A 20,341-nucleotide genomic window follows, 5' to 3' on the forward strand; every position below is an offset into this window, starting at 1 on the left:
CGTGATCGGGTCTTTCGGGCGATAGCAAAGACCATCGCCCGTGCGGTCGATCTTTCGGTGCTCGGGTTGCGCTTTCCGCCGCGATCTGTCAAGCGGTGTCAGAACGGGCCAAGGGATAGCCCGGTGAGGGAATCTGGGACGAGAATGGTGGCAATGACGCCATGCGAGGGGGGATTTGACCTGCGATTGGCGGGGTGGACGATCCTGCGTAACAGACCACATAGTCCTGTAATTTCAGTGTCTTCAGGCAATTCTCTGGTCACGATGGTGCGTGGCAATTTCCGCCTGTCGGATACCCCTGTGGCAGCAAGGCCACTGTCTGTTTGCGAAGTGGCGGATGAGGGCGCGGCGGTGCTCTCCAGCGCCGATGGAACCGCGAAACTGTCCGCGAGTCTTGCGCCAGACGCATCGCGGCTCACTATGACCGCGCTCACCGGGCATGACCGCATCACGCTCGACTTCACGCTGGCCCCCGATGATGTGCTGTGGGGCGGGGGTGAGCAGATGAGCTATCTCGCTCTCAACGGTCGCACATTTCCGATCTGGACAAGCGAACCGGGGGTCGGCCGCGAACCCGGCACGCCGCTTACCGATCAGGCGAGTGCCGACGGGTCGTTCGCGGGCGGGGACTACTGGACGACCAACTATCCCGAACCCACGGTGCTGTGCTCCAGCGGCTGGGCGCTGAGCCTTGCCAATGCCGAATATGTCGAACTCGACGCCAGCGAGCAGGGGCGGTTGCGCGTTCATGTGTGGTCGGGTGAGGTAGTCATCGACCTGTTCGAAGGCGCGCCCGCCGACCTTACCCGGCAGCTCGCCGCGCGCTTCGGTCCGCGTCAGGCGCTGCCCGATTGGGCATTGGGTGGGGCCATCGTCGGCCTCAAGCAGGGCGAGGCGAGCTTCGACCGGCTCGAAGCTTTGATCGAAGCGGGTGCTGCCATTTCCGGCCTTTGGTGCGAAGACTGGGTCGGCATCCGCGAGACGAGCTTCGGACGCCGGTTGTTCTGGGACTGGCAGTGGAACGCGGAACGTTACCCCGATCTGCCCTCCCGCATCGCGGCGCTGAAAGCGCGCGGTATCCGCTTCCTCGGCTATGTGAACCCCTACCTTGCGGTCGACGGTCCGCTCTATCCCGAGGCTGCGGCCAAGGGCTACTTCGCCAAATGCCTCGACAGCGATGAACCCTATGCGGTCGATTTCGGCGAGTTCCACGCTGGCGTCGTCGACTTCACCAACCCTGCCGCTGCCGAATGGTTCGCTGAGGACGTGATCGGCAAGCGTATGCTCGATTTCGGGCTCGATGGCTGGATGGCGGACTTCGGCGAATATCTGCCCACCGATCTGCGCTTGCACGATGGCGACCCGATGCAGGAGCACAACCGCTGGCCTGTGCGCTGGGCGGAAGTCAACGCGCGCGCCGTCGCCTCGCGCGGGCGGACGGGCGATGTGCTGTGGTTCATGCGCGCAGGCCACACGGGCGTCCAGGCGCATTGTCCACTCTTGTGGGCGGGCGACCAGTCGGTCGATTTCAGCCGCCATGACGGGATCGGAACGGTCATTACTGCCGCGCTGTCATCGGGGCTGGTGGGCAACGCGTTCAGTCACTCGGACGTGGGCGGCTACACCAGCCTGTTCGGCAATGTCCGTTCGCCCGAATTGCTGCTGCGCTGGTACGAGCTGGGCGCTTTCAGCCCGGTGATGCGCACCCACGAAGGCAACCGCCCCGACGATAATCTCCAGATCGACAGCAACGCCGAACTGATCGAGGGCTGTGTCAGGTGGAGCAATATCCACGCGCACCTTGCGCCCTATGTTCGGCATCTCGTGATCGAAGCGCAGGCGACTGGCCTTCCGGCCCAGCGCGCGCTGTTCCTCCACTATCCGCTCGACCGTGAAACGTTCACGATCCAAGACCAGTACCTCTATGGCGGGGACCTGATGGTGGCGCTGGTGATCGAGGCAGGGGCGGTAATGCGGAGAGTCTATCTGCCGGAAGGCGAATGGCGGCATGTCTGGAGCGGCGCAGACTTCACCCCCGGCTGGCACGATGTCACGGCGCCCATCGGCGAGCCGCCGGTTTTCTACCGCCGCACCAGCACCTTCGCGCCCCTGTTTGCGGAGCTCGCCCGATGAGCCGCGCCAACATCAAGGATGTGGCCGCCCGCGCAGGCGTAGCGGTCAAGACCGTCAGCCGCGTGCTCAACGGCCACCCCTATGTCAGCGATACGCTGCGCGAGAAGGTCGAGCGGGCGATGGCCGATCTCGACTACCGGCCCTCGGTGGCTGCGCGCATCCTGTCCGGCGCAAAGTCCCATCAGGTTGCGCTGATCTACGACAATCATAGCCCCTATTACATGTTCCAGATCCAGAAGGGTTGCTGGGAGGTGTGCCAGGAAAACGGCATCCGCCTGCTCGCCCAACCGGTGGACGTTGCCGATCCACGCGTCGGCGATCAGGTGCGCGGGCTGGTGAGTGAGACCCACGTGGATGGCATCATCCTCTCCTCGCCGGTCACCGATTGCGATCCGGTGCTGCGCGCGCTGGAGGGGATGGACGTGCCGTTCGTGCGCATCTCGCCGGGGACCAATCACGCGCTGACATCCTCGGTGTTCATGGACGACGCGCAGGCCGCCGACGACATGACCACGCACTTGATCAACGCCGGGCACCGCCGGATCGGGTTCATCAAGGGCCACACCAACCACATGGCGTCCGACGATCGCTTGTTCGGATACCGCCGCGCGCTCGACCGGGTCGGCATCCCGTTTGAGCCGCAGATGGTGGTCGACGGCGAGTTCGACTTCGATTCCGGCGTGGCGGGCGCGAAGGCGTTGCTCGATCAGCCCGAACGCCCCACCGCGATTTTCGCCTCGAACGACGATATGGCCGCCGGTGTGCTTGCGGTCGCGCATGATCGCGGCATCAATGTGCCGGGCGATCTGTCGGTCGCCGGGTTCGATGACACCACGCTGGCGCGAACCGTCTGGCCGCCGCTCACCACGATCCGCCAGCCGATGGCCGATCTGGCGCGCACCGCCACCCAAATCCTGATCGCAGGCGGGGACATCACCCACAAGCGCCTGCCCCATGACCTTGTCGAGCGCGCTTCGGTCGCTCCGCCAAAGAGGAACCCCTAGATGAGTGAACTGCCCCTTCCGCCTGCCACCCGCGCCCTTGGTGCGAGCGGCATTGAGGTGTCTCCCATTGCCTGGGGGATGTGGCGGCTGACCGAAAATGGCCGGACCGTCGCCGAAGCCGCCAAGCTGGTGCACGCGGCGCTGGATGCTGGGATCACCTTCCTCGACACCGCCGACATCTACGGCTTCGATGGTAGTGCGGGCTTTGGCGATGCCGAGGTGCTGCTGGGCGAGGTGCTGGCCGCCGAACCGGGCCTGCGCGACAAGATGGTGCTCGCGACCAAGGGCGGTATCCTGCCGCCGCTGCCGTACGATCAGAGCGCGGCTTATCTGCGCGCCGCTATCGAAGCGTCGCTGACCCGCCTGAAGGTCGACAGCGTCGATCTGTGGCAGATCCACCGTCCCGATATTCTCGCCCATCCGCAAGAGACGGCGCGGGTGCTGGATGATGCGATGGCGAGCGGCAAGATCCGCAGTCTTGGCGTCTCCAATTTCACGATGGCCCAGACCGCCGCGCTGAACCACTTCCTCGGCAACAAGCTGGTCACGACCCAGCCTGAAATCAGCCCGCTTCGGATCGATTGCTTCGAGAATGGCGAACTCGATCAGGCGATGATGCTGGGCCTGACCCCGATGGCATGGTCACCCTTGGGCGGCGGCAGGCTCACCGCGCCGGAGAATGCGCGCGAGAGCGCGGTGGCTGCCGCGCTGGATGTCGTGGCCGAGGCGCACGGCGTCTCGCGCACGGTCGCCGCCTACAGCTGGCTGATGGCGCACCCGGCGGGGATCATTCCCATCATCGGCTCGCAGAACGCCGAGCGGATTGCGGAAGGTGCGACTGCGCTCACGGTGCGCTGGACGCGGACGGATTGGTACGCGGTGCTGGTCGCCGCGCGGGGTGTGCCTTTGCCTTGAGTTAAATTCTCCGTTCGCCCTGAGCTTGTCGAAGGGCCGCACTTTTCTTCGGGTTCAGCGCGTGACCTCCAGAAGAACGGTGCTTCGACAAGCTCAGCACGAACGGGGAGCGGTTCTAAGCAGAACGAAAATTGGGATGGGATTGAAGTCATGACTGAACAGCAACAATGCGAAATCGCGTGGTTCTCCGCGCTCTGCGACGACGATTACGAGTTCCTCGGCGTCCCCGATCCCTATCTCGCCTCAAGCTGGGAGCATTGCCGCAACATCGTGCTGCGCGCGGAAGAAGGCGGGTTTGACAACATCCTGCTGCCCTCGGGCTATCAGCTGGGCGTCGACACCACGATCTTCGCCGCTGCCGTGGCGACGCAGGTCAAGCGCATCAAGCTGCTCTGGGCCACCCGCATGGGCGAAGACTGGCCGCCGCAGCTGGCGCGCCGGATCGCGACATTGGACCGCATTCTTGGCCCGAATGCTGCTGGCACCGGAGGCAGGCTCAACGTCAACATCATCTCCTCCGATATGCCGGGAGAGAAAATCGAGTCCGGCCCGCGGTACCGTCGCGGCACCGAGATCATGAAGATCGTCAAGACGCTGCTCAACGGCGAACACCTCGATTTTGACGGCGAGTTCTATCAGCTCAAGCTCGATCCACCGCGCATCACGACGCTCAATGGCAAGTGCCCGCCGTTCTACTTCGGCGGCCTCTCCCACGAGGCGCGCGAGTGTGCGGCCGAGGCGGCGGACGTCTACCTGATGTGGCCCGACACGATGGACAAGGTGCGCGAGAACATCGCCGACCTGAAGGCGCGGGCCGCCAATCACGGGCGGACCCTCAAGTTCGGCTACCGCGCCCACGTGATCGTGCGTGAGACCGAGGACGAGGCGCGGCACTACGCCGATCGCCTGCTTTCGAAGCTCGACGACGAGGCAGGCCGCGCGATCCGCGAGAAAAGCCTCGACGCCAAGAACTACGGCGTCCAGCGCCAGCAGGAACTGCGCGGCGCGGCGGATGGCGACGGCTTTGTCGAAGAGAACCTGTGGACCGGCATCGGCCGCGCACGCTCCGGCTGCGGCGCGGCGATCGTCGGCACGCCCGATCAGGTGCTCGCCAAGCTGCGCGCCTATCAGGCCGAAGGAATCGAAGCCTTCATCCTGTCGGGCTACCCCCACGCACAGGAGGCCGATCTGTTTGCCCGCCATGTGCTGCCACACATTCAGCACGGGCCATTGGAGATGTGACGCAGACGGCCTGAACGCGGCCGCGAACTTGACAAAGTTGACAGCGTGTCAAGCGTCCACTTTGCAATTTTTCGCTGATATTCCGGTATATTGCTTGCAAAAAGCGAAGTTGACACTTTGCAGGTTTGCGGGGGGGGGAGGCCTCTCGCTCCCTCCGCATGGCATGGGTTGGTTCAACGATAGAAAAGAGCCGCCCGACCGATAGCGCGTGGCAGGCGTGTAGGAAACGCGCGGCATGAGGCGGAACCTTCTTGCCGTCACCCCGGCGCAGGCCGGGGCCTAGGGCCGCATAGGGCAAGGTTTGCCGCGTCTGGGTCCCGGCCTGCGCCGGGATGACGGAATAAGGGGAGCGTCGGTCGATTCGCCGCCTCGCATCCCGCGCGCGGGGCCATCGACCACCTCCTTGCCGCTACGGCGACGCGGCCTCGCGCAATTGCCTCTTTTCCGCGTCCGCAGGGCGTGACAAAGCGTATCGCAAAGCACAGACCATCTGCTGGAGAGAGCACGCCATGAACCTCGAATTCACCGCCGAAGAACAGGCCTTCCGCGACGAAGTCCGCGCCTTCATCGCCGAAAGCCACCCCAAGGAGTTGGGCGATTTCGGCATGCGCGAAGACATGACCCGCGAGGAAATGGTCGCGTGGCACAAAATCCTCGGCACCAAGGGCTGGTCCGTCCCGGCATGGCCCGTCGAATATGGCGGCACCGGCTGGACCCCGACCCAGCGTTACATCTGGTCGGAAGAAAACGCCCGCGCCAACACCTTCATGCCGCTGCCCTTCGGCGTGTCGATGGTCGGTCCGGTGATCTACACCTTCGGCAATGCCGAACAGAAGGCCCAGCACCTGCCCGGCATCCGCAGCGGCGAAGTGTGGTGGTGTCAGGGTTACTCGGAACCGGGCGCAGGTTCCGACCTTGCCAGCCTCAAGACCACCGCGGTGCGTGACGGCGATCACTATGTCATCAATGGCCAGAAGACCTGGACGACGCTCGCCCAGCACGCCGATTGGGGCTTCTTCCTGTGCCGCACCGATCCCACCGCCAAGGCGCAGGAAGGCATCAGCTTCATCCTCGTCGACATGAAGACGCCGGGCGTGGAAGTGAAGCCGATCAAGCTGCTCGACGGCGGGTACGAGGTCAACGAAACCTGGCTGACCGATGTGCGCGTGCCGGTCGAGAACCTCGTGGGCGTGGAGAACAAGGGCTGGACCTATGCCAAGTTCCTGCTCGCCCATGAACGCTCGGGGATTGCCGGGGTGGCGCGCTCGAAGCGCGGCGTTGAAAAGCTGCGCGAAATCGCCGCGAACGAGACGCTGGACGGCGCGCCGCTGATCAAGGACTTTGACTTCGCCAAGAAGGTGAGCCAGCTCGAAATCGATCTCGCCGCGCTGGAAATCACCGAGTTGCGCACCCTCGCTGGTGAGCAGGCGGGCAAGGGGCCGGGGCCGGAAAGCTCGATCCTCAAGATCAAGGGCACCGAAATCCAGCAGCGCCTTACCGAACTGACGCTGGAAGCGGTCGGCACCTATAGCGCGCCCTATTACGGCAGCATCGCCAATGACACCGGCTCGAACGAATATGCCGTTGGCCCGGCGCATGCCCAGCACGCGGCGGCGACCTATTTCAACATGCGCAAGACTTCGATCTATGGCGGGTCGAACGAAATTCAGCGCAACATCATCACCAAGATGATCCTCGGCCTGTAAGAGCCGAAGGACGGGAGAGAATACGTGGATTTCAATTTCACTGAAGAGCAGGACATGGTCCGCGATGGCCTGTCACGGCTGGTGCGTGAACAGTACGACTGGGAAACCCGGCGCAAGGCGATTGCCTCGTCCGCAGGCTGGCGGCCCGAAGTCTGGGCGCAGCTGGCTGAACTCGGCATCCTCGGGATGCCGTTCAGCGAAGCCGATGGCGGCTTCGGCGGCGGCGCGATTGATGCGATGGTCATCATGGAAGAGTTCGGCAAAGGCCTCGTGGTTGAGCCGTTCGTCCCCACCGTGGTCTGCGCGGGGGGTTTCCTGAAGCACGGCGGCACCACGGCGCAGAAGGAAGAGCATATCGGCGGGATCGTCGCGGGGTCTTCCGTGTTCGCCTTCGCCTATGCCGAACCGCGCGGCCGGTTCGATTATGCCGACCTTGAAACCACCGCGAAGAAGGACGGCGCAGGCTATGTCATCAACGGCCACAAGGCTGTCGTCATGGGCGCGCCCTGGGCCAGCCACCTGATCGTCACCGCCCGCACTGGTGGTGAACGCCGGGATCGTTCGGGCGTCTCGGTGTTCGTGGTCGCCAAGGACGCCGCCGGGATCACCACCCGCGATTATGTGACCGTCGATGGCCGCCGCGCTGCGGAAGTCTATTTCGAGAACGTGTCCGTCCCCGCAGACGCGCTGATCGGCGCCGAGGGTGAAGGGCTGGCGCTTATCGAGCTGGTGACCGACGAAGCTATCGCCGCGCTTTGCGCCGAAGCTTGCGGAGCGATGAAGGTCGCGCACGCCATGACGGTCGAATACAGCCGCCAGCGCAAGCAGTTCGGCGTGCCGATCGGCAGCTTCCAGGTGCTCCAGCACCGCATGGTCGACATGTACACGGCTTACGAAACCGCCGTTTCGCTGACCTATCTCGCCACGCTGCGGCTGGGTTCGGGCGAGGTCGAGCGCAAGCGCGCGGTCTCGGCCGCCAAGGTCGGTGTCGGGCAATCGGCGCGGTTGATCGGACAGGAAGCGGTGCAGATCCACGGCGGCAACGGCGTGACCGATGAATATGCCATCGGGCATTACTTCAAGCGCCTGACGATCTTCGACAGCGAGTTCGGCAATGTCGATCACCACATGAAGCGCCACGTCGCCCTCGGTTGAGGCGCAGGCCCGCATGAACACCGCCCCGCTCTCGGCCATCCGAGGGCGGGGCTTTTTCGTGGGCAGTGTAACCGCCTGCACGGCGGCCGCGAACCAGCGGGCATGAGAGCCGACGAAGCCTCGCTCGCCCGGTTGATGGCGCTGTCGCAGCAAGGCGACAAGCAGGCCTATGCCTCGCTGCTGGACGCGTGTCAGCGCTGGCTGCGGGGCTATTACAGCCGCCGGATCGCGCCCTCCAGCCTTGACGATCTGGTGCAGGAAACGCTGATCGCGCTCCACACCAAGCGCGCCTCTTGGGATCCGTCGCGCCCGTTCCTGCCGTGGCTGGCCGCGATTGCGCGCTATCGTTGGGTCGATCACCTGCGCCGCCTGTACCGCGCTGACGAGCACGAATTGCGCGAAGAGCTGATCGGCACGGACGACGAACCCGCCGTCACCGCGCGCATCAGTTTGGACCGGCTGCTCGGCCTGCTTCCACCCGCACAGGAGCGCGCGATTGCGCTGGTGAAGATCGAAGGGATGAGCATCGCCGAAGCCTCGGCCGCGACCGGACAGAGCGAGGCGCTCGTCAAAGTGAACATTCACCGGGGGCTGAAAAAGCTCGCCCATATGATTGAGAAAGAATGACAATGCCGCGCAATTCCGATGCCCTGATTGCCGAGTTGGTTGGCGACCTCGAGCCGGTCAAGCCGCTGCGCTTTGGCGCGGGGATGGCGGCCACGCTGGCGGCGGCGACGCTCTCGTCGGCGGTCGTGATCGCCTTGTTCGGCTTGCGGCCAGATTGGCTGGAGGGGCGCGTCAATCCGATGCATCTGCTGGCGACCGGGCTGTATCTCGGCCTTGCGCTGGCAGCGACAGTCACCGTCGTGGTGATGAGCCGCCCGCAGGTCGGTAGCGACTACAGCGGCTGGCGCTGGGCGGCGGCGATGACCGGGCTGTTGCCCGTGGCGGGGCTGATCGTCGGCATCAGCCGTGGGCGCGACATGCTCTCTGCCGAGACCATGCGCCATGGGGGCGAATGCCTGGTGCTGGGCGGGGGCGCCTCGCTGCTGGTGTTCGCGATGCTGGTGCTGTGGCTACGGCGCGGCGCCCCGACCGCGCCCGACCGCGCCGGACTGGTCGCGGGCGTCGCGGCAGGGGCTTTCGGCATCTTTGCCTTCTCGCTCCACTGCCCGGACAATGACATCGTCCATATCGGCATATGGCACAGCACGGTGGTGCTGGCGATGGCGGGGCTTGGCCGTATCACGGTGCCTCGCCTGATCCGCTGGTAGGCCAGCGCCCAGAAGGGTTTAATCGCGACCCTTGGGCTTGCCCTTGAACTTGCCCTGAGGCTTGCCGCCTGCCTTGGCGAAATGCTTCGGCTTGGCGAAGCCAGCGCCGGGCGCAGCACCGGGACCGACGGGCTTGGGCTTGAACGGACGCTGCGGGGCAGGGCCGTTGGGCTTGCCGCGCTTGGCATTCTCCCGCGCGGCCATGCGCGGCGGCTCGTTCGATTGCTCGATAGCGACATAGCCGCCGTTTTCCTCGCTGCCCGCCGTCGCCGCAATGGCTTCGGCAAACTTGCCCGCGATGGCGCGGGGGATCTGGAAATAGGTCTCTGCCTGAGCGATCCGGATCGCGCCGATTTCGTTGCGGGTGATATGACCGCGGCGGCAGATCAGCGGCATGACCCAGCGCGGATCGGCGTTCTGGCGGCGGCCGATATCCATCCGGAACCAGACCGTATCCTCGAACCCTTCGCGGTGACGATCCTTCTGCGCGGCGCGCTGGGCATCGACGGATTGCGCCAGCAGCTCCTCAGGCTCAGGCATCGACGCACGGTGCGCCTGCACCAGCATGGCAGCGATTTCCTGCGGGCTTTTGGTTTCGAGCAGCTTGTCGGCCAGCTCGCGGTCACCATCGGTGACTTCGACGGGCTGCATCAGCTTGTCGAGCAACCGCACCCGGTCCTGCGCGATGATGTCCTCGCGGCTGGGCGCATTGATCCACTCGGCGTTGATCTTGGCATGGTGGAGCATCGATTCGACCCGCCGGCGGCGCGGGAAGGGAACGATGATGACCGCGATGCCCTTCTTGCCCGCGCGCCCGGTGCGGCCCGAACGGTGCTGGAGCGTTTCGGCATCGCGCGGGATTTCCACGTGGACGACGAGGCTGAGTGAGGGCAGGTCGATCCCGCGTGCGGCGACATCGGTGGCCACGCACACCCGGGCGCGGCGATCGCGCAGGGCCTGGAGCGCTTGGTTGCGTTCCTGCTGCGAATGCTCGCCCGACAGCGCGACGACGCCAAAGCCGCGCTCCTGCAAGGTCGCGTGCAGGTGGCGGACATTGTCGCGCGTGGCGCAGAAAAGGATCGCGGTTTCGGCTTCGTGGAAGCGCAGCAGATTGATGACCGCGTTCTCGATTTCGGACGGCGAGACCGTGACCGCCTGATAGGCGATGTCGCCATGCCCACGCTCGCTGCCGCCAGTCTGGATGCGCAGCGCATCGCGCTGGTACCGGCGGGCGAGGGCTTCGATCGGGCGCGGCATGGTGGCCGAGAACATCAGCACGCGCCGTTCTTCCGGCGTCGCGTCGAGAATTTCTTCCAGCTCCTCGCGGAAGCCCATATCGAGCATTTCGTCCGCTTCATCGAGCACCACGGCGGACAGCGCCGACAGGTCGAGCGCGCCGCGTTCCAGGTGATCGCGCAAGCGGCCGGGGGTGCCCACGACAATGCTTGCGCCGCCAGCCAAGGCGCGGCGTTCGACCTGCGGGTTCATGCCGCCCACGCAAGTGGCGATACGGGCACCTGCCGACTTGTAGAGCCAATCGAGTTCGCGGGCGACTTGCAGCGCCAATTCGCGGGTCGGGGCAATCACCAGCGCCAGCGGGCCGGAGGCGCGGCGCACGCGGCCATCTTCGTCCAGCACCTGATCGGCAAAAGCGAGGCCAAAGGCGACCGTCTTGCCCGAGCCGGTCTGCGCCGAGACGACCAGATCGCGGCCATGCGCTTCCGGTTCGAGCACGGCGGACTGCACCGGGGTAAGCGTTTCATAGCCGCGTGTGGCCAGGGCCTCGGCGAGGCCAGCGGCGATATGGGGAAATGGCATGGGGAGAAGGCTTTCAGACAAGGGCGCCGCCACAGGGGGCAGGCGGAGAGACAAGGGGGACAGCGGAGCGCGGATCGGGCCACCAGGCCAACCTCGCGCAGAGCGTCGACAAGCGGCCCTTACACAGTTTCGGGGTGTTTGGCTTGCGATTAAATCACAAGGGCGTTCCGCTATACCTATTCTGGTGCGGCGGCGGCCAGCATATCCATCAAATTGCGCGCGGCCTCACGGTCTTCCTCATGCGCGAAAGCGACATCCAGCTCGGGGGCATCGCCCAGCACCATCAGCAACGTCCACAAGGCAAAGCGCTGCCCGCGGTCCTGCGTCATGCCGAAATCGACCCGCATCCGCTCGACCCCGTCAGGCAGAGCGGCGGGCGATACGGCGTCGAGATCGCGGGTGCCGAAATAGCGTTGCAGGAGATCAACCATGTCCATGCCCGCGTCCCTATCGCACGCAGGCGCGTTTGCCTACCGGTCGCGGGGGCCTCAAGTGGTGGCGCGCACGACCAGTTGCGGGGGCAGGACGAGGCTTTCGGTCTTCTCGCCCGCCAGCCGCCGCAGCAGCAGATCGACCAGCCCGCGTGCGCCTGCTGCGATGTCCTGCCGCACGGTGGTGAGCGGGGGCACGGTCTGGCGGGCGATCGGCAGGTCGTCGAACCCGGCCAGCTTCATGTCGCCCGGCACGGCGATCCCGCAGGCGCGAAGCTCGGTCAGGCACAACGCGGCGAGCGTATCGGTGGCGGCGAAGATCCCGTCGATCTGGCTGGCACGGGCGGCGAGGTGCTGGGCGATCTCCTCGCTCGCGCGGTCGGGAGACAGGTGAGTGGGCAGGGTGATGATCGGCGGCAAGCCCATGCGCGAGGCAATGTCCTGCGCCCCGGCAAAGCGCGCGGCGAACTCCATCGCGGTGGTGTCCCCCAGAAACGCGAGGCGGGTGGCCCCGGCGGCGATCAGGCGTTCTGCTGCCAACCTGCCGCCCAAGCGGTTGTCGGTGCCGACTACGCAGTGCCGCTGGCCTTCGGTGTGGTTGCCCCACACCACCATCGGGCCGTAGCCATCGGCGACATCCTCGATCCGGTCGAACTGGTCGGACTGGCCGATCACGATCACTCCGTCGATCATGCCCGAACCGATAAAGCGGTCGAGCCAGTCGGCATCGTCTTCCGGCACCACCCGGCGCAGCATCAGGTCATAGCCTTCGCGCGTCAGCTCGTCGGCGAGATGGCCGAGCAGGGTCATGAAGAAGCTGTCGGAGATTTGCTGGCGGCTGTCATGGCCGAGCGGGATGACCACGCCAATCACGCCGGTCTTTTGGCGGCGCAATCCGCTCGCCATCTGGTTGGGGCGGAAGCCGTGTTCGCGCGCGAGCGCTTCGATCTTCTCGCGAGTTTTGGTGTTGACCAGGCTCTTGCCCGCCAGCGCGCGGCTCACCGTGCCGGGGGAGACGCCCGCCAGCCGCGCCAGATCGGTGATATTGCGCACCGTCACGCGGGTGGTCTTGTCCTCGTCCATCGTCAGCTTGTCGCCAGCCCCTGCGTGCGTGGCTGCCTGTGCCCCGCATCAACCAACAGCGTAGCCAGCGCGCCCGCCAGCATCAAGACGCCGCCCAGCATCAGCACGTGGCGCGGATCGCCGCCCAGCAGCGGGCGATAGATCAGCGGCATGGTGAGCGTCTGGATCAGCATGGGGATGACGATGAACAGGTTGAAGATGCCCATGTAGATGCCGTTCCGCGCCGGCGGGATACAGTCGGCGAGCATGACATAGGTGTTGCCCATCATTCCGGCCCAGCCGATCCCGATGCCGAGCATCAGCACGAACAGCGCGGCCGGGGTCGAGGCTCCCGGAATCATCAGCATCGCCGCGCCCGATGCGGCGAGGCACACCGCGTGGACATGGCGCGCACCGAAGCGCTTGACCACCGGGATCAGCACCAGCGCGCCGAGGAAAGCGATGAAGTTGTAGAAGGCGCCCGCCTGCTGCGCGGTCAGCGTCGCTTCGCGGAAGGCAGTGCTGGCGGGATCGCTGGTGTTGTAGATGCTGCGGCCCACGGCAAAGGTGATGTACTGCCAGTAAGCGAACATCGCATACCACTGGCACAGCATCGCACCCGCCAATTGGCGCATCGGGCGCGGCATTTCGCGGATCGCGGCGCCGATCTCGGCGAAGGTGGAGCGGATGGTGAGCGGTTTGGCGACAAGGTCCGCTTCCTCCTCTGGCGAAAGCGGCAGCTCACGCACCCGGAACACCGACCACACGATGGTCGAAATCGACAGGATCGCGCCGATGATGAAAGCAATCCGCACGATCACCGGAATGCCATTGGCGTCGAGCACATCGCGCGCCACGACAGCGGTAAGCAGGCTTGGTGCGAGATAGGACAGGGTTTGCGCGAGGCCGGTAAATGCGCTCTGCGTCAGGAACCCGGTCGAGCGTTGGTCGGGGGCGAGCCGGTCCGCCACATAGGCGCGGTATGGCTCCATCGTGATGTTGTTGCCCGCGTCGAGGATCCACAGCAGGCTGGCGGCCATCCACAGGGTGCTGGAATAGGGCATGGCGAACAGCGAGAGCGTGCAGATCACCGCGCCGATCAGGAAGTACGGCGTGCGGCGGCCCATCCGGGTGTTGGTCCGATCACTCATCGCGCCGACAATCGGCTGGATCAGCAGCCCGGTCATCGGGCCTGCCAGCCACAACAGCGGCATGGTCGCTTCGTCCGCGCCGAGGAAGCCGTAGATCGGCCCCATATTGGCCTGTTGCAGCCCGAAGCTGAACTGCAAGCCGAAGAAACCGATGTTCATTTCGATGATTCGCAGCAACGAAAGCCGTGGCTTATCGATCATGTCCGCCTGTCCCATCCTCTATTCCGCACGATCATGTCGCCGCGCTGTGCTTTTGAAGTGACATGATTCCACGCAATTTGCAAACGATTGCAAGATTCTTGTTGCAATCGTTTGCAGGAAAGTTAGGTCTGCATCGTCGTCGCCAAAGAAGCGCGCACCCGAGAGGAGAGAAAGCCATGAAATTGCGTACCGCGCTTTGCGCCAGTGCAGCCGTGTCGAGCCTGCTGATGAGCCCGGCTCTGGCACAGGATGTTGCCGCCACCGATGCCGCGACCGAAACCGAGGGCGAGGAAATCATCGTCACGGCGGTGGCCCGCGGGCAGAACCGGATCGAAAGCTCGGTCTCGGTCAGCACCATCGGTTCGCAGGCGATCACCAACCTTGCCGCGCCGTCTTCGGCTGACCTTATCCGCCAGATCCCGGGCATCCGCTCGGAAGCTTCGGGCGGAGAGGGTAACGCCAATATCGCGGTGCGCGGGATTCCGGTTTCGACCGGCGGTGCGCGCTATATCCAGCTTCAGGAAGACGGCCTGCCGATCCTCGAATTTGGCGACATCATCTTTGGCAATGCAGACAACTTCCTGCGCGCTGACCGCTCGGTCGCCCGCGTTGAAGCGGTGCGCGGCGGTTCGGCCTCGACCTTCGCGTCGAACGCGCCGGGCGCGGTGATCAACTTCATCTCCAAGACGGGCGAGCAGGAAGGCGGCGCGATCCAGGGCTCTGTCGGCCTCGATTTCGAAAGCTACCGGCTTGATTTCGATTACGGCGCGCCGCTGGCGGACGATCTCTATTTCCACGTCGGCGGCTTCTACCGCACCGGGGAAGGCCCGCGCGACATCGGTTACAACGGCTATGATGGCGGCCAGATCAAGGCCAACATCACCAAGGAATTCGACGGCGGCTACATCCGCTTTCACGCGAAGTATCTCGACGACCGCACCCCCACCATCTTGCCGCAACCGGTGCGGGTGACAGGCAGCGGCGGCAACCCCGATTATCAGGCGATCGCCGGCTTCGATCCGCGCACCGCATCGCTTTATAGCCCGTTCCTGACGCCGGCCCAGTCGCTCGACGGCAACAACAACCCCACAAGCTACGATTTCCGCGACGGGCTTTCGGTGCAGAGCCTCGCCTTCGGGATCGAGAGCGAGATCGATGTGGGCGGCGGCTGGACGCTAACCAACCGCTTCCGCTTTGCCGACAATTCGGGCAGCTTCCAGTCGCCCTTCCCGGCGGGCGCGGACACGGCGCAGAACATTGCCAATGGCATCGGCGGTGCGGGTTCCAGCATCGTCTTCGCCAGCGGGCCGAACGCTGGACAAAGCGCCAATGCTTCGACCATCGGCGGCAATGGGCTCCTTGCCAATATCGTGGTGTTCAATGTCCGTCTGAACAGCCTCGACAACGTCACCAATGATTTTCGCGTCAACAAGGCGTTCGACATCGGCGGCGGCACGGCCAACTTCACCAGCGGCTTCTACCTGTCGCGCCAGACGATCAACACCGACTGGCTGTGGACCAGCCACGTGCAGACCATTCAGGGCGACGGGCAGGCCGTGTTGGTCGACATCCGCAATGCGGGCGGCAACCTCGTTACGCAGAACGGCACGGTGGGTTACAGCGCCAGCTTCTTCGGCAATTGCTGCCGCCGGAACTATGATGTCGATTACAGCACCTATGCGCCGTTCGCCTCGCTGTCGCTGGAGTTGGACCGCCTGACCATCGATGCCTCGATCCGTTACGATTACGGCGATGCCAGCGGGACGATCACCGGATCGGACAGCGGCTTTGGCACCGGCATCGGCAGCTTCGATTTCAACCGCAATGGCACGATCAGCCCGGCGGAAGCACAGACCGCGATCCTGCCGCTCGGCAATGCGCGGCCGGTCAATTACGAGTTCGATTACTTCAGCTTCTCGCTGGGCGCGAACTACCTTGTGACTGACGATCTGGGTGTGTTTGCCCGCTACAGCCAAGGCGGCCGCCACACGGCGGACCGTTCGCTGTTTTCGCCCGCGATCAGCGCGGTCGACGGCAGCCTGCCGGGCGGCGATCAGGGCGTGGTTGCCACAGTCGATCAGCTGGAAATGGGGCTGAAGTATCAGGCCAATGGCCTGTCGCTGTTCGCCACCGGGTTCTTTGCCAAGACGGCGGAAACCAATGTCGAACTCGCCCCGCTGGAGCTGTTCGACACCGAATACGAAGCCTACGGGATCGAACTGGAAGGCGCCTATCGCACCGGCCCGTTCACGCTGTCGGCGGGGGCAACCTGGACCGACGCCGAGATCGTCGACGCGCTGGCGGCCAATACCATCGGCAACACCCCGCGCCGTCAGGCCGATCTCGTCTATCAGGCGACCGCCCAATATGACGCCGACATGTTCACCATCGGCGCCAACGTGGTCGGCACCACCGAAAGCTTCACGCAGGACAATAATGATCTGGTGCTGCCGGCCTTCGCTCAGGTGAATGCCTTCCTGGCCTTCCGCCCGATCGAGCGGATCGAGGTGGGTTTGAACGCGCAGAACCTGTTCAACGCCACCGGCTTCACCGAGGCGGAGGAAGGTTCGATCCCCGCCAATGGCATCGTGCGGGCGCGCTCGATTGCCGGGCGTACGGTACTCGCTTCGGTGCGGTTCGACTTCTAGGAGCCTCACCGGAAGCACACGGGCTGGCCGCCATTCTCCCCGGCGGCCAGCCTGTTTCTTGTTGCACGAATTGGGATAGATTGCCGCCATGACGAGCGCCTGGACAGCCGATCACGTGGGCCGGATTGAGCCGGGGCAGGGCGGCGTCATTCCGCCGGTGGTGGCGCCTGACCATTCGGGTCTGGATGCAGCGCGGCTCTACTGGGACATGTGGCCGGTGCAGGACGCGCACGGCGCGCGCGCACTGATCGCCGGGCGGGAGCTGTGGATGGCGCTGACCGCGCCGGATCGCGGCGATCCGGCGCTCCGCCATTTCGAGGCGAAGATCCACTGGATCGAGCGGCGTGGCGGGGCCTGGCATGATCGTGGCCCGGTCTTGCCCGATCTTGCCATCCCCTATGAACGCGAATGGGCAGGCTCCGCGCTGCTCGATCAGGGGGTGGTGACCCTGTTCTTCACCGCCGCCGGAACTGCGGCGCGCGCCGGGGGCTACCAGCAGGAATTGTGGTCGGCCAGCGCGCCGCTGGGAGCGGATGGTTGGCCCGGCGAATGGTCGTTTCCTACCCCGCTGGTGACGGGATATGGCCCGCATTACATGCCCGCCGATGCCCATGAGGGCGAGGCCGGAAAGATCAAGGCATTCCGCGATCCGGCCTATTTCCGTGATCCGGCTGACGGCGGTGAATACCTCGCCTTTACCGCCTCGCTTGCAGGGTCTGGCAGTGCGTTCAACGGGGCGTTTGGCTTGGCGCTGAAGGGCGCAAACGGATGGATCCTGATGCCGCCTTGCCTCCATGCAGAAGGCGTCAACAACGAGTTAGAGCGCGCCCATCTGGTGTATCACGCGAAACATTACTACGCCTTCTGGTCGACGCAGACGGCAACCTTCGCGCCCGATCTGCGCCATGCGCCGGGGGGATTGTACGGAATGGTGGCAGACAGCATGGCAGACCCGTGGCGGCCGTTGAATGGGACCGGACTGGTGCTCGCCAACCCGGTCGACCGACCGTTGCAGACTTATAGCTGGTTCGTCGACGCCTCGTTGACGGTTTGTAGCTTTGTCGATGTGCTGCCCGATGGCAGTTTTGGCGGCGTACCCGCGCCCTTGCTCCGGCTGGCGCTGGATGGCGACCGGGCGAGTGTCCATGCGGCAGAGCAGGTCGCCTGATGCTGGGCGCGATCGAGGCGGGCGGCACCAAGTTCGTGCTCGCGGTCGGACCGTCGCCTGAACGGATCACTGCGCGCCACACCATCCCGACCCGCGATCCCGAGACCACCCTGGCCGAGGCGGCGGAATGGCTCGCGGGGCAGGGCGGGATCACCGCGCTCGGCATCGGCAGCTTCGGCCCGGTTGAACTGGGTCGCACCTCGCCGCGCTGGGGCTTCATCACCACCACCCCCAAGCCGGGTTGGGCAGATTGCGACATCGCGGGATACTTCGGCGGAGTGCTGGGCGTGCCGGTGGGGTTCGACACTGACGTCAACGCGGCAGCTCTGGCCGAACATGCGGCGTCCGGATCGGCGGGGGGCAGCCTCGCCTATCTCACAGTCGGCACCGGGATCGGCGGCGGGTTGGTGCTCGATGGCCAGCCGGTCCACGGCATCGCCCATCCTGAGGTCGGCCACATCTACCCGCGCCGTCACCCCGAGGATCGCGACTTCCCCGGCACCTGCCCGAGCCACGGCGATTGCCTCGAAGGCCTCGCCAGCGGTCCGGCGATCATGGCGCGCTGGGGCATGTCCCTCTCGCATCTCCCCGCTGATCACCCCGGCCACGCGATCATCGCCGAATGTATTGCGCAAGCCTGCCACGTGCTGTTCGCCAGCGTCGCGGTCGAGGACGTGGTGGTTGGCGGCGGCGTGGCGAACACGCCCGGCCTTGTCGAGCGGGTCGCCCAGCGCGCCCGAGAGCTTGATGCGGGATACCTGCCCGGGACTGCCCGCCACCGCGTCATCCGCCCTCGGCTCGGCAGCGAAGCCGGGATCACCGGCGCGATGATGCTCGCTGATGGTGCTGCCAAGGCTTGAGTTGCCGCCCCGTCCCCCCGATAGTCGCGCCGGAGATTATCGCAGGGGAGAGCCGCCATGTACCGTTTGCTTGCTGCGCTGCTGGGCCTGCTGGCGTTCTCAATGCCGCTGCGGGCGCAGGAGGCGGGACGCTTGCTTGAATACGAACGCGTGTCCGCTGCGGGCCTGCCCGACCAGCGCCTGTCGATCTGGCTGCCTCCTGGCTATGACGCGGACGACCAGCGCTATCCGGTGCTCTATATGCATGACGGGCACAATCTGTTCGATCTGAAAAATTCCAACTTCAACAAGATTTGGGCCGCCGACAAGGCGATGCTGTCGGCGGTAAAGTCCGGCAAGGTCGAACCGCACATCATCGTCGGCATCTGGGCTCCGGGCTCCGATCGCTATCGCCAATATCTTCCCCGCAGTGCCTATGACGCAGCCAGCGGGACCTTGCGCACCCGGATGGATCAGACTGCCAATGGCGAAGTCGTGTCGGACCTCTATCTCGCGTGGATTATTGGCCCATTGAAATCATGGGTGGATTCGAGTTTTCGCACCCGCGCGGGGCGCGACGACACGGCGATTGTCGGCTCAAGCATGGGCGGGTTGATGAGTTGCTATGCCTTCCTTGAAGCGCCGCAAGTGTTCGGAAGGGCAGGCTGTGTCAGTTCGCACTGGCCAGCGATCGATCCGCGCGTGGTGGAGGGCGAGGATCGCGGCGTGAGGGATTTATGGGACGCGTGGTTCGCCGCGCGGCTGGGCCAGCCTGACGGGCGGCGGGTGTGGCTCGACCACGGCACCGCGACCCTCGATGCCTATTATGCGCCCTATCAGCAAGTCATCGACGCGCGGTTCGCCGCGTTAGGCTGGCAGAAGGGCCGCGACTGGGAGAGCAAGGTCTACCAAGGCGCCGAGCACGAGGAAAACGCCTGGGCGGCCCGCCTGCCCGAGATCTTCGGCTGGCTGCTGGCGGAGGACTAACGCAGGCTGACGGCCTCACGGGCCAAGGCCTCAATCACCGCCTTGTCCGGCGCGCCTTTGGGCGACACCCAACTGCCGCCGACGCACAGCACCGGATCGAAAGCGAGCCACTCGGTAGCGTTGTCCAAGCTGATCCCGCCGGTCGGGCAGAAGCGGCACTGGCCGAAGGGCGCGGCGAGCGCCTTCAGGGCCGGGAGCCCGCCTGCCGCCATCGCCGGGAAGAACTTGAAGCGATCAAGGCCCAATTCCAATCCGCGCATGATGTCGCCCGCATTCGCGATGCCGGGAAGGAACGGCACACCCGCCGCCACCGCTGCCTTGCCGAGCTTGTCGGTCAGGCCGGGGGAGACGATGAATTCGGCGCCCGCTGCCAGCGCCTTGTTGAGATCGGGAACTCCGGTCACCGTCCCCGCACCGACAATCGCGCCCGGCACCTGCTTCATCGCCCGGATCGCAGGCAGCGCCGCCGGGGTGCGCAATGTCACTTCGAGCACCCGCAATCCGCCCGCCACCAGCGCTTCGGCCAGCGGAACGGCATGGTCGACATCGTCGATCACGATCACAGGGATCACCGGCGCGGTGCGCATGATGGCGTCGATATTCATGG

At 65.2% G+C, this 20,341-nt stretch carries 17 protein-coding genes; 12 read left to right on the plus strand and 5 right to left on the minus strand.

Annotated features, from left to right (window positions below; genetic code table 11):
• Positions 1-144 precede the first annotated feature (144 nt).
• The 8 genes from GRI59_RS13120 to GRI59_RS13155 all read left to right on the plus strand — a co-directional run bounded on the left by GRI59_RS13120 (position 145) and on the right by GRI59_RS13155 (position 9,429).
• Positions 145-2,133, plus strand: a complete 1,989-nt coding sequence (locus GRI59_RS13120; RefSeq protein WP_160761699.1) for an alpha-glucosidase — start codon at positions 145-147, stop codon at positions 2,131-2,133.
• The gene (locus GRI59_RS13125; RefSeq protein ID WP_160761700.1) at positions 2,130-3,137 is read left to right on the plus strand and encodes a LacI family DNA-binding transcriptional regulator; all 1,008 of its coding nucleotides are present in this window, start codon (positions 2,130-2,132) and stop codon (positions 3,135-3,137) included. The genes GRI59_RS13120 and GRI59_RS13125 overlap by 4 nt, the downstream gene beginning before the upstream one ends.
• Positions 3,138-4,052, plus strand: coding sequence for an aldo/keto reductase (locus GRI59_RS13130; protein WP_160761701.1), 915 nt, complete (start codon positions 3,138-3,140; stop codon positions 4,050-4,052).
• Positions 4,053-4,202: 150 nt separating this feature from the next.
• Complete coding sequence (locus tag GRI59_RS13135) at positions 4,203-5,294, plus strand: LLM class flavin-dependent oxidoreductase (protein ID WP_160761702.1); 1,092 nt, start codon at positions 4,203-4,205, stop codon at positions 5,292-5,294.
• A gap of 509 nt (positions 5,295-5,803) precedes the next feature.
• Entirely contained in the window at positions 5,804-7,000 is a 1,197-nt protein-coding gene (locus GRI59_RS13140) for an acyl-CoA dehydrogenase family protein (RefSeq protein ID WP_160761703.1), read from the plus strand.
• 24 nt (positions 7,001-7,024) lie between these two features.
• The gene (locus GRI59_RS13145) at positions 7,025-8,155 is read left to right on the plus strand and encodes an acyl-CoA dehydrogenase family protein (RefSeq protein WP_160761704.1); all 1,131 of its coding nucleotides are present in this window, start codon (positions 7,025-7,027) and stop codon (positions 8,153-8,155) included.
• A 102-nt stretch (positions 8,156-8,257) separates the two neighbouring features.
• Entirely contained in the window at positions 8,258-8,782 is a 525-nt protein-coding gene (locus GRI59_RS13150) for a sigma-70 family RNA polymerase sigma factor (protein ID WP_160761705.1), read from the plus strand.
• On the plus strand, positions 8,779-9,429 hold the full coding sequence (locus tag GRI59_RS13155; protein ID WP_237440846.1) for an NrsF family protein: 651 nt from the start codon (positions 8,779-8,781) through the stop codon (positions 9,427-9,429). Before GRI59_RS13150 ends, GRI59_RS13155 begins: the two co-directional genes overlap by 4 nt.
• Before the next feature lie 18 nt (positions 9,430-9,447).
• On the opposite strand, the gene GRI59_RS13160 is transcribed toward GRI59_RS13155, so the two are convergent.
• The 4 genes from GRI59_RS13160 to GRI59_RS13175 form a co-directional block, all read right to left on the minus strand.
• Complete coding sequence (locus tag GRI59_RS13160) at positions 9,448-11,247, minus strand: DEAD/DEAH box helicase (RefSeq protein ID WP_160761707.1); 1,800 nt, start codon at positions 11,245-11,247, stop codon at positions 9,448-9,450.
• A gap of 176 nt (positions 11,248-11,423) precedes the next feature.
• The gene (locus GRI59_RS13165; RefSeq protein ID WP_160761708.1) at positions 11,424-11,684 is read right to left on the minus strand and encodes a hypothetical protein; all 261 of its coding nucleotides are present in this window, start codon (positions 11,682-11,684) and stop codon (positions 11,424-11,426) included.
• Between the two features lie 51 nt (positions 11,685-11,735).
• Complete coding sequence (locus tag GRI59_RS13170) at positions 11,736-12,761, minus strand: LacI family DNA-binding transcriptional regulator (RefSeq protein ID WP_183363654.1); 1,026 nt, start codon at positions 12,759-12,761, stop codon at positions 11,736-11,738.
• A 2-nt stretch (positions 12,762-12,763) separates the two neighbouring features.
• Positions 12,764-14,092 carry an MFS transporter gene (locus GRI59_RS13175; RefSeq protein WP_160761709.1) on the minus strand — a complete coding sequence of 443 codons (1,329 nt, stop codon included), beginning with the start codon at positions 14,090-14,092 and terminating at the stop codon, positions 12,764-12,766.
• A 176-nt stretch (positions 14,093-14,268) separates the two neighbouring features.
• On the opposite strand from GRI59_RS13175, the gene GRI59_RS13180 reads away from it, so the two are divergent.
• From GRI59_RS13180 to GRI59_RS13195, 4 genes are all read left to right on the plus strand, one after another.
• On the plus strand, positions 14,269-16,740 hold the full coding sequence (locus tag GRI59_RS13180) for a TonB-dependent receptor domain-containing protein (protein WP_160761710.1): 2,472 nt from the start codon (positions 14,269-14,271) through the stop codon (positions 16,738-16,740).
• An 88-nt stretch (positions 16,741-16,828) separates the two neighbouring features.
• A complete protein-coding gene (locus GRI59_RS13185) occupies positions 16,829-17,908 on the plus strand; it encodes a glycoside hydrolase family 68 protein (protein ID WP_237440847.1) in 1,080 nt (359 codons plus the stop codon).
• Entirely contained in the window at positions 17,908-18,768 is an 861-nt protein-coding gene (locus GRI59_RS13190) for an ROK family protein (protein WP_160761711.1), read from the plus strand. Before GRI59_RS13185 ends, GRI59_RS13190 begins: the two co-directional genes overlap by 1 nt.
• A gap of 57 nt (positions 18,769-18,825) precedes the next feature.
• Positions 18,826-19,734, plus strand: coding sequence for an alpha/beta hydrolase (locus GRI59_RS13195; protein ID WP_160761712.1), 909 nt, complete (start codon positions 18,826-18,828; stop codon positions 19,732-19,734).
• On the opposite strand, the gene eda is transcribed toward GRI59_RS13195, so the two are convergent.
• Positions 19,731-20,339 carry a bifunctional 4-hydroxy-2-oxoglutarate aldolase/2-dehydro-3-deoxy-phosphogluconate aldolase gene (gene eda, locus GRI59_RS13200; protein WP_160761713.1) on the minus strand — a complete coding sequence of 203 codons (609 nt, stop codon included), beginning with the start codon at positions 20,337-20,339 and terminating at the stop codon, positions 19,731-19,733. The genes GRI59_RS13195 and eda overlap by 4 nt on opposite strands.
• Positions 20,340-20,341: the final 2 nt, after the last annotated feature.

Origin of the sequence: Erythrobacter ramosus, assembly GCF_009828055.1 — a bacterium.
Taxonomy (GTDB): Bacteria; Pseudomonadota; Alphaproteobacteria; order Sphingomonadales; family Sphingomonadaceae; genus Erythrobacter; species Erythrobacter ramosus.